General features: G+C 53.6%; 3 pseudogenes. 1 reads left to right on the top strand and 2 read right to left on the bottom strand.

The features are described 5' to 3' along the window. Positions 1-55 precede the first annotated feature (55 nt). Positions 56-310, top strand: a pseudogene (locus PFRI_RS07685) (integrase core domain-containing protein); the annotation flags it as partial. 660 nt (positions 311-970) lie between these two features. On the opposite strand, the pseudogene PFRI_RS21960 reads toward PFRI_RS07685, so the two are convergent. After that, positions 971-1,611: pseudogene (locus tag PFRI_RS21960) on the bottom strand (transposase); the annotation flags it as partial. A gap of 64 nt (positions 1,612-1,675) precedes the next feature. Further along, a pseudogene (locus tag PFRI_RS07675) lies at positions 1,676-2,511 on the bottom strand (tyrosine-type recombinase/integrase). Positions 2,512-2,732: the final 221 nt, after the last annotated feature.

Raw genomic sequence — 2,732 nt, 5'->3', positions numbered from 1 at the left:
ACCAGATACGCCGCCAACCTTCAAACCGCCCAAACACCAGATTCAGTCATAGCTCAAATTCCATTGGCATGTCGAAGACCTCGGAATCAGGCACGCCTACATCAAACGGGGCACTCCTCAACTCAATGGCAAAGTCGAACGATCCCACCGTTCCGATCAGCAGGAGTTCTATCAACTTCTCAGCTACAAAGGTGACGTCGATCTGGAGGCTAAACTCGACGAATGGGAGCGCTTCTACAACTTCGCTAGACCGCACGGCGCGCATAACGGCCAGACCCCTTACGAAGCTCTCAGAGACAAGCTACAGTAGCCGCGCAAGCGTCCCGCGGGTCTGTCTAGGCTACACGTCGCGTGCTCGAACCAATCGGATATATTACACCAACTGAGGCAGAGGAGGCATACTATGCAAAACTGAACGCGCTCGATAAAGTCGCTTAAGGAGGACTAAACAGTCTCCGGTAAAACCGGGGCGCTTCACGGATCACATCCAATTCTAAGTTAACTACACACTTGACTTGAGCACTCTCAAGTATCCGGCCAAGATTCATCACCTGAAATTATCATTTATCTTAAACAAAGGAGTTTTCTGAATGCAGGACGTTAAATATCAGCCATTCACTGCTCAGCAGGCAAGGTCGGCATTGTTTTAGGTTTTTCGATGCGGGCCTGAGCGCAGGCTAAGGTCTTAGTGCGACGGTGGCCCGCGTTGGGAAACATGACTAGGAGGAAGCCGTGGGGTCTAAATGAGCCCTATAGGAAAAGCGTAAAGCGAGCCCTGCCAAAGTCAATCCAAGATGATGAGGCTGTGTTTTTCTGGCACTGTTCTGAAGTGCCCGAACTTCTCTTACGAGAAGTATTTCACCTAATTCAGGCACATTGAGCATCTTAAATAGAGCTGCAGGCAAGCCGGTATCGGCCTCGAACGCGTTGCTGTTCAGGGTGTGGCCGTTGGATGGTGACGTGCGTCTCGTCATGCAGCGGCTTCTTGGGGTGGTGCGCGGGATTGCGGTTTTTGGCCGCGTCGGAAAGTCTCGATGTTGCACAGTGCGCCGCCACAGTCTGGGCCTGGTTCTCGCAATGTGAGTGGGACGACTTCTGCGGCTGGCGTGTCTTCTAGTTTGGGGGGGGCTGTGCGCCAAGCAACGTGCGCACTTTTGCAATATCAACCTTGCGCTTTGAACTGGCCAGCACTGCCTCGGAGCCACCGAAGGGTGGTTTGGCGTCGTGTCGAAGACGCGCCTCTGGCACGATGACCACACATTCTATTTTGCGCAGTGGCGCGAGATATGCGGAGAAGGCCTGCGGATCGGACAGCCCCAGCAGATCGCCAAAGAAGGTCAATTCGCCTGCATGGTGCAGAGCCAGTAACCCCTCGATAAAAAGGCGTCGAAACAACCGAGACAACCCTCCACCTGAGACGATCATGTGGACGTGTGGGTGATGCGTGAGAGCCGAGCCCCAAGTGTGCAGCACGCTGGTCATGCCGACCCTTGCGCCGAGACGTTTAAGATCGGCTGCGATTATGGATACTGTCTGAGCTGATGCGCGGAACAGCAGACCATAGACGGCGCGCTTGTTCCAATAGGCGATCCGCGCAATCTCAGCCGGCACGCAGGACCATGGTCACGAAAAATGTCAGCGATCTCCCGCTTCGGCTTGGCCAAACGGCTGCGTTCTACCCTCGTCGATATTTGCGTGTCTGTACGTTCAACTTCTTGAGCGCTTCAAATAGGCTAGGCGTGTCACGGATCGTCTTGGTGGCAACATGTCTGTAGCGCGCCGTTGTACTCAACTTGGCGTGGCCGAGCAGCACTTTAATGACGCGCACATCAACGTTTGCATCCAACAGATGCGTTGCAAAACTATGCCGCAATGTATGCAAAGTGGCGGGGCGCGTAATACCCACAAGGTGTTTAGTCGAGTTGAACGCCCGACCCAATTGGCGCGATGAGACCGGATTGATCTTGGGTTTGCCAGGAAATAGCCATCTTGCCGGTCGTGCCTCAAACCAATAATCGCGCAGCAATTCCAGCAAACATGGCGATAGCATGACCTTACGATCCTTATTGCCTTTGCCCTCATCAACATGAATCAGCATCTGGTCGCTGTCGATGTCGGCGACCTTGAGGTAACAGACCTCAGATACCCAAAGGCCTGTTTCATAAGAAGCGCTGAAACTTCTTCAAGGCTCAGCACCGTTGGCAACTTCCGGGGCTGCCTGCGGAACTGCATGTAGCGCTACAAATCCTCGCGACCGCAGATTTTGCCGAACAGAAACCACAACGCCATGATCCGCGCATTGTATGTGGGTGGCGTCACTTCGCGATCGGTCATATGTAACCGATAGGCGCGTAAATCGTCTGGCGTCGCCGTATCCGGAGACCTCTTCAAAAACCCTGCGAAATGCTTGATCGCCCGAATGTGGGCCTTTTGAGCTTTGTCGCCCATCCCGTGAATGCGCAAATCTTCGATCATCCGCTCACGTAGCGGGCTGAACTTCTCATGTGTCATGGAAGCTTTCATGTCCGTTGATTGAGAAGGCTCAATCGTCAGTCAGGTTCGTCAGATCTCAAAATGCGCAGCGTTCAGAGCAACACGCTACTTTCAAAACAAGCGCCACTGCCGCGAGAGCGACTTCGTCCAAGTCCAACATATACACAGAGTCCTCGAGCACCCGACTTTTGACGGGTTGACGTCTGACCGTAGAACGATTCAGCTAACCGCATGATCCG

Source organism: Planktotalea frisia (genome assembly GCF_001890925.1).
Classification (GTDB): Bacteria; Pseudomonadota; Alphaproteobacteria; order Rhodobacterales; family Rhodobacteraceae; genus Planktotalea; species Planktotalea frisia.
The sequence above is the reverse complement of the archived record's forward strand: the minus strand, read 5'-3'. Positions and strand labels throughout refer to the sequence as shown.